Source organism: Sphingomonas sp., from assembly GCF_039595165.1.
In the GTDB taxonomy this organism is placed as follows: Bacteria; Pseudomonadota; Alphaproteobacteria; order Sphingomonadales; family Sphingomonadaceae; genus Sphingomonas.
In genome coordinates this window covers 1-6165 of the sequence record NZ_JBCNMA010000170.1, presented here as the reverse complement: position 1 = coordinate 6165, position 6165 = coordinate 1, and the positions used below count along the sequence as shown (strand labels likewise).

The window sequence follows — 6165 nt, the reverse complement described above, 5'->3', positions numbered from 1 at the left end:
GTATCACTCGCCTAGAATAGCTGAACGGCGATTGAATATGAACGAACCGAAAGGCGTGGGGGTCCGTGGTTGGTCGCGGATTGACGATTGTGAGGCATCTCAATCCTCCCCCGCCAGGGGGAGGTGCCAGCGCAGCTGACGGAGGGGGCGGGTGCCAGAACGCCGGCGGCTTGCTTCCTCCCCCTCCGTCGCGCTTCGCGCGCCACCTCCCCCTGGCGGGGGAGGATCGGGGAGGGCCTCACCGCTGGACGTCCGGTCAAGTCAGCGGCCCCGTCCGCGGAACTCGCGCAGATAGTCGTTGTCGGGCGACAGGATGATCGAGGTCTCGCCCTGCTTCTGCCGCGGATCGCCGATGAAGGTGGTGCGGTAGGACTGCATCGCGCGCCAGAAATCGTAGAATTGCGCGTCCTTGTTGAAGCTCGCGGCATAGATCTGCGCGGCGCGCGCGTCGGCCTCGGCGCGGATGATCTGCGCGTCCTTCTGGCCGTTGGCGCGAATCGTCGTCGCTTCCTGCTCGCGTGCGGTGCGCATCCGCGCGAGCGCCGATTCGAGCGGACTGCCGTCGGGCAGGTCGGCATGCTTGATGCGCACGTCGACGATCTGCACGCCATACTGGCTGGCGTAGCGCTGCAGGCCGGCCTGGATATTGTCCATCACCGCGGTCCGCTCGGGGCTGAGCAGCGAGGCGAAGGGGCGCTTGCCGAGCTCAGCCCGCAACGCCGAGCCGAACAGCGGGCGCAGCTGGTCGGCGACCCGGGTCTCGGTGCCGGCGGTGACCACCATGCGCAGCGGATCGACCACGCGGAAGCGCGCGAAGGCGTCGACCTCGAGCCGCAGCTGGTCGGTCGACAGCACCGGCTGGTTCTCGAGGTCGATGTCGAGCACGCGCTTGTCGACCCACACGATGCGCTGGATGAACGGCACCTTGGCGATGAGCCCGGCGCCGGTGGTGACGCCGAACTGCTCGCCCTTCTGATACTGGTTGATCGTGCGCACCGGCTGCTCGAGCTGCAGGATCACCGCCTGCTTGGTCTCGGGCACGATGCTGATCGTGTTGAGCAGCAGGAACAAGGCGAGGAGCGCGAGGCCGCCGAACAGGACGGGGCGCGTGAAGATGCCGCTCATTGGGCGCCTCCCGGCTGCTGGCCCTGCTGGGCCTGTTGCTGGACCTGGGGCTGCACCGTCCCCCCGCGCGGCGTGGGAAGCGGCAGATAGGGGGTCACGCCCTGCGCCTCGACGATCGTCTTGTTCGACTTGGCCAGGACCGACTCCATCGTCTCGTAGTAGAGGCGGCGGCGAGTCACCTCGGGAGCGAGCTTGTACTGCTCGTAGATCTTGTCGAACTGGGCGGCTTCGCCCTGCGCCAGCGCGATGATCTGCTGGGCATAGGCGCGCGCCTGGTTGCGGGCGCCCTCGGCCTCCTGCTGCGCGGCGGTGACCTGCTTGAACGCTTCGTCCACCGCGCCCGGGGCCGAGGCGTTGCGAATCGCCACGCCCTGGATGCGGATGCCCGAGTTGTATTCGTCGAGGATCGCCTGAGTCGCCTGCTGCACGCGCGCCTCGATCACCGTGCGGCCCGGGCCGATCGCCTCGTTGAGCGTCACCCCGGCGACGGCGGCGCGCATCGCGCTCTCGGCGGTGGCGCGCACGGTCTGCCCGGGATTGGCGATCTGGAACACGAAATCCTCGGGATTCTGGATGTCCCAGCGCACCGAATAGGCGAGATCGACGATGTTCTGATCCTGAGTCAGCATCAGATTCTCGCCGGTGGTCGCCGGGAAGTCCTCGGTGCGGATCGCCTGGACGTCGATCTTCTTCACGCTCTGGATCGGGGCGGGCAGCGTGATGCCGATGCCGGGATCGAGCGTGCGCGAATATTTGCCGAACAGCGCGACCACCCCGCGCTGCTCGGGCGCGATGACGTGGAAGCTGGTGAAGGCGATCCATAGCAGGGCGAGAATCGCGAGGCCGGCGAGGATCACCGGCTTGCCGGGAACGCCAGCCGGAAAACCGCCGCCGCCGCCCCCGCCGCCGCCCTTGCGGGCGCGCTTCAGGAAATCGTCGAGGCTGGTGACGCTGGCGCGGCCGGGGCGCTTGCCCTCGGGCGGGAACGCCCAAGGGTTGCGCGGGCCGCCGCTGTCGCCATTGCCGCCGCCCTTGCCGGCGTCGCCGCCGTCATTGCCGCCCTTGCCGCCGCCCCACGGACTTTGGGGACCCTTGTTCTCGTTCCACAGCACGCCAGCGCGTGCGATCCAACCGCTCAAGTTCATGGGAGCCTTTATAGGGGGCGATCCGCGGATTTACAGTGGCGCGGCGCGAAACCTGTCCTATCTGCGCCCCATGACCGACAAAGCCGCGCTCGAAGCCGTCCTCGCCCCCGTCGCCGCGGGGCGCGCCACCGTCAGGGTGGAGGGCGCGCGGGCGAGCATCATCCTCGACGTGACCGGGCTCCCCGAAGGTGCGCAGGACGCATTGGAGGCCGATATCCGCGCCGCGGCGGCGCTGCCGGGGATCGGCGAGGTGCGGATCGCGCGCACCAGCCAGCGCGTGAGCCGCAAGCTGATCGCGGTGGCGAGCGGCAAGGGCGGGGTGGGCAAGTCGACCGTCGCGGCCAGTCTCGCCATCGGGCTGGCGCGGCTGGGGCGGCGCGTCGGGCTGGTCGATGCCGACATCTATGGCCCCTCGCAACCCAAGATCATGGGGATCGAGGGGAAGAAGCCCGAGGCGCACGACAAGAAGCTGGTGCCGCTCGCCACGCCCTATGGCGTGCCGCTGCTGTCGATGGGCGGGCTGGTGGCCGAGGGGCAGGCGATCGCGTGGCGCGGGCCGATGACGGCGGGGGCGCTGGGGCAGTTGGTCGATGCGCATTGGGGCGCGGCGGACACGCTGGTGATCGACCTGCCGCCGGGCACGGGCGACGTGCAGCTGACGATGATCCAGAAGCACCGGCCGGCGGGGGCGGTGATCGTCTCCACCCCCCAGGACCTGGCGCTGATCGACGCGACGCGGGCGATCGACCTGTTCGCCAAGGCGGGCGTGCCGGTGATCGGGCTGATCGAGAACATGGCGGGCTATGCCTGTCCGAATTGCGGCGAGGTGTCGGACCCGTTCGGGCAGGGCGGGGCGGAAGCGGCGGCGGCGAAGCTCGGCGTGCCGTTCCTCGGGCGCATCCCGCTCGACATCGCGATTCGCACCGCTTCGGATGCGGGCGCGCCGCCCGCCGCGGGGAACGGGCCGGAGGCAGCGGCGTTCACCGGGATAGCCAGCCGGGTGCACGACTGGATCACCGCAAACGGAGGCTGAGACCATGCCGCTGACCCGTGACGAGGACATCAAGGCGCTGCTCGAAGGCGCGCGGACGATCGCGATGGTCGGGGCGAGCGACCGCCCCGACCGGCCGAGCTATGGGGTGATGAACTTCCTGCAGGGGCGTGGCTATCGCGTGATCCCGGTCAACCCGCAGATCGTCGGCGAGCATGTCCATGGCGAATATGTGTTCGGCGCGCTGGCCGATATCGGCGAGCCGATCGACATCGTCGACATCTTCCGCCGCCCGCTGGCCGCCGGCGAGGCGGTGGACGAGGCGATCGCGGTGGGCGCCAAGGCAGTGTGGATGCAGCTCCAGATCGTCAACCACGAAGCCGCCGAGCGCGCCGAGGCGGCGGGGCTGCAAGTGGTGATGGACCGCTGTCCCGCGATCGAGATCCCGCGGCTGGGCGTGGCGCGGGTCGGGTAGGACGAGCAATCCTCCCCCGCCAGGGGAGGTGTCAGCGTAGCTGACGGAGGGGCGGAGGGACCTTCGTTTCCTCCCCCTCCGACGCCTTCGGCGCCACCTCCCCCTGGCGGGGAGGATTGGATCAGATGTCGCCTAACGCCGCGAGCAGGCGGCGGACGTCGCGTTGGTCGTGATAGAGGCCGAAGCCGATGCGCAGCACGTCGCCGCGGACGTCGGTGACGATGTCCTGCGCCTCGAGCGCGGTTTTCCAGGCGGGTGCATGCGGCGAGCGGAGGGCGAGGAAGCGAGCGTGGGGGTCGCCGCCGGGGTTGAGGAGCTGCGCGGCGGAGAGCGGGGTCGCGGCGATGCCGGCGAGGAGCTGGTCGCGCAGCGGTGCGATGTGCGCGTTGACCGTGGCGGTGGTGATGCCCTCGGCGGCAAGCATGTCGCGCACCGCGACGAAGCGGTAGAGGCCGCTGGGGTCGAAGGTCGAGCCCATGAAGCGCATCGCGTCGGCGGCATAGCCGATGCGGCCGGGCGCCTTCTCCAGATCGGCGAACTCGGCATACCAGCCGGTGATCTCGGGGCGCGGGCCGAAGCCAGGCGGGCAGTGGAGGAAGGCGGCGCCTTCGCCGGCCATGGCGTATTTGTAGCCCCCGGCGAGGTAGAAGATGCGGTCGGCGACCCCCGACAGGTCGTTCTCGATGGCCATGAAGCCGTGATAGCCGTCGATCACGACCCAGGGGCCGCCGGGGCGGGCGAGGTCGGCGAGGTCGGCGATCGGCGCGAACACCGCGCCGGTCTCGAACATGACCTGGCTGACGAAGACCAGGTCGTGGCCGCCGGTGCGGGCGGCCGCGAGGAAACGGCCGGCGAAGCCCTCGCCGTTGGGGATGACGTCGAGCGTGACGCGGCCCGATTCGAGCCAGCGCTGCGACTGGCGGCGGAAGCTGTGGAACTCGCCGTCGCTGGTGAGGATGCGGACGGGGTGCTCGCTGCGCGCGGAGACGATGCGCAGAAGGAGGTCGTGGGTATTGCCGGCGAAGACGATCGAGGAAGGATCGGGCAGGCGCAGCTCGTCGGCGACATGACGCTGCGCGGCGGGGAGGATCTCGCCCATCACCCGGCCCCATTTATGGTCGGCGAGGCGCACGCCGTCCTCCCACGCCGCCTGCTGTCCGAGCCACGACGCGTCGGGCCACAGATGGTGGCTGTGCGCGGCGAAGTGCAGCCGATCGGGCGCCGCGGCGAGGGCGCGCTGGAAGAGGTGCTTGTAGGTCATCGCGCGTCGATCTCCGGACCCGTCATTCCCGCGCAGGCGGGAATCCATTCCGGTCGGCATGTCGGATCGAGCCTCGACACCAGCGTCAATGGATCCCCGCCTGCGCGGGGATGACGAATGGGGGGATGGCTCGACATCCTACAGCAGCGTCCGCAGGGTCCAGAGCTCGGGGAAGGCGCGCTTCGACAAGGTCGATTCCAGATAGGGCACGCCGGGGGTGCCGCCGGTGCCGGGCTTCATGCCGATCACGCGGCTGACGGTGAGGACATGCTTGTGCCGCCAGGTGGCGAGCGCGTCGTCGATATCGACCAGCTTCTCGGCGAGCTGGTAGAGCTCCCACCAGCGGGCGGGGTCGCGATAGACTCGCGCCCAGGCGGCCTCGACCTCGGCACTGGGCTGGTAGGGTTTGGCCCAGTCGCGGTCGAAGACGGCATCGGGGAGATCGAAGCCGGCGCGGGCGAGCGCGGCATTGGCCTCGTCCCACAGGCTCGGCCGTGCGGCGAAACCCGTGGTGAGCGGCCCCGGCACGCCGCCGCCGCGCAGGCCGAGCAATGTCTCGACCGCGCGGAACTGGTCCGACTGGAAGCCGCTGCTGCTGCCGAGCACGCCGCGGAAGCGGGTATAGTCGCTCGGCGTCATCGTGGTGAGCACTTCCCACGACAAGGTCATCACCGCCTGGATGCGGCTGACCCGGGCGAGGCCCTTATACGCCTCGACCAGCCGGTCGCCGCGGACGAGATCGATCGCCACCTCGAGCTCGGCGATCGCCTGCTTGAGCCACAGCTCCTTGGTCTGGTGGATGACGATGAACAGCAGCTCGTCATGCTCGTCAGAGATCGGATGCTGCGCGGTGAGCAGCTGGTCGAGCGCGAGATAGCGCCCATAGGTCATGCCGTCGCTCATGCCGGGCTCCGCTGGAACGGGGGATGGTATCGCATGCAACCGTTCCTAGAGCGGTGGCGGTGTCGAGGGAAGCGCCGCTCAGCGCGCGGAGGCGGCGGCGAAGCGATCGGCGATCGGGGCGAGCAGCGCGTCGAGCTCGGCGCGGTCGCGCCAGACGCCGTGAGTCATCACCCCGGCCGGCTGGCGGAGCGTGGCGAGGTCGTCGAGCGGGTTGGCGCGGGTGAGGATCAGGTCGGCGCGGGCGCCCACGGCGATCGTGCCGACC

The 6165-nt window shown here is 69.9% G+C and carries 6 protein-coding genes and 1 pseudogene; 2 read left to right on the top strand and 5 right to left on the bottom strand.

Annotated features, from left to right (window positions below):
* Positions 1 to 261: 261 nt before the first annotated feature.
* Both ABDV68_RS17950 and ABDV68_RS17945 read right to left on the bottom strand, forming a co-directional pair.
* Complete coding sequence (locus ABDV68_RS17950; protein WP_343521467.1) at positions 262 to 1125, bottom strand: protease modulator HflC; 864 nt, start codon at positions 1123 to 1125, stop codon at positions 262 to 264.
* On the bottom strand, positions 1122 to 2270 hold the full coding sequence (locus ABDV68_RS17945) for a protease modulator HflK (protein ID WP_343521466.1): 1149 nt from the start codon (positions 2268 to 2270) through the stop codon (positions 1122 to 1124). The genes ABDV68_RS17950 and ABDV68_RS17945 overlap by 4 nt, the downstream gene beginning before the upstream one ends.
* 70 nt (positions 2271 to 2340) lie before the next feature.
* Here ABDV68_RS17945 and ABDV68_RS17940 point away from each other — a divergent pair, with 70 nt between their 5' ends.
* Together ABDV68_RS17940 and ABDV68_RS17935 are read left to right on the top strand one after the other, a co-directional pair.
* Entirely contained in the window at positions 2341 to 3303 is a 963-nt protein-coding gene (locus ABDV68_RS17940) for a P-loop NTPase (RefSeq protein WP_343521465.1), read from the top strand.
* Positions 3304 to 3307: 4 nt separating this feature from the next.
* On the top strand, positions 3308 to 3736 hold the full coding sequence (locus ABDV68_RS17935; protein WP_343521464.1) for a CoA-binding protein: 429 nt from the start codon (positions 3308 to 3310) through the stop codon (positions 3734 to 3736).
* A 121-nt stretch (positions 3737 to 3857) separates the two neighbouring features.
* Here ABDV68_RS17935 and ABDV68_RS17930 read toward each other — a convergent pair whose 3' ends face one another.
* The 3 genes and pseudogenes from ABDV68_RS17930 to ABDV68_RS17920 all read right to left on the bottom strand — a co-directional run.
* Entirely contained in the window at positions 3858 to 4997 is a 1140-nt protein-coding gene (locus ABDV68_RS17930) for an aminotransferase class V-fold PLP-dependent enzyme (protein WP_343521463.1), read from the bottom strand.
* A gap of 138 nt (positions 4998 to 5135) precedes the next feature.
* Complete coding sequence (locus ABDV68_RS17925; RefSeq protein ID WP_343521462.1) at positions 5136 to 5900, bottom strand: tryptophan 2,3-dioxygenase family protein; 765 nt, start codon at positions 5898 to 5900, stop codon at positions 5136 to 5138.
* Positions 5901 to 5978: 78 nt separating this feature from the next.
* Positions 5979 to 6165 (bottom strand): annotated as a pseudogene (locus ABDV68_RS17920) (amidohydrolase); the annotation flags it as partial.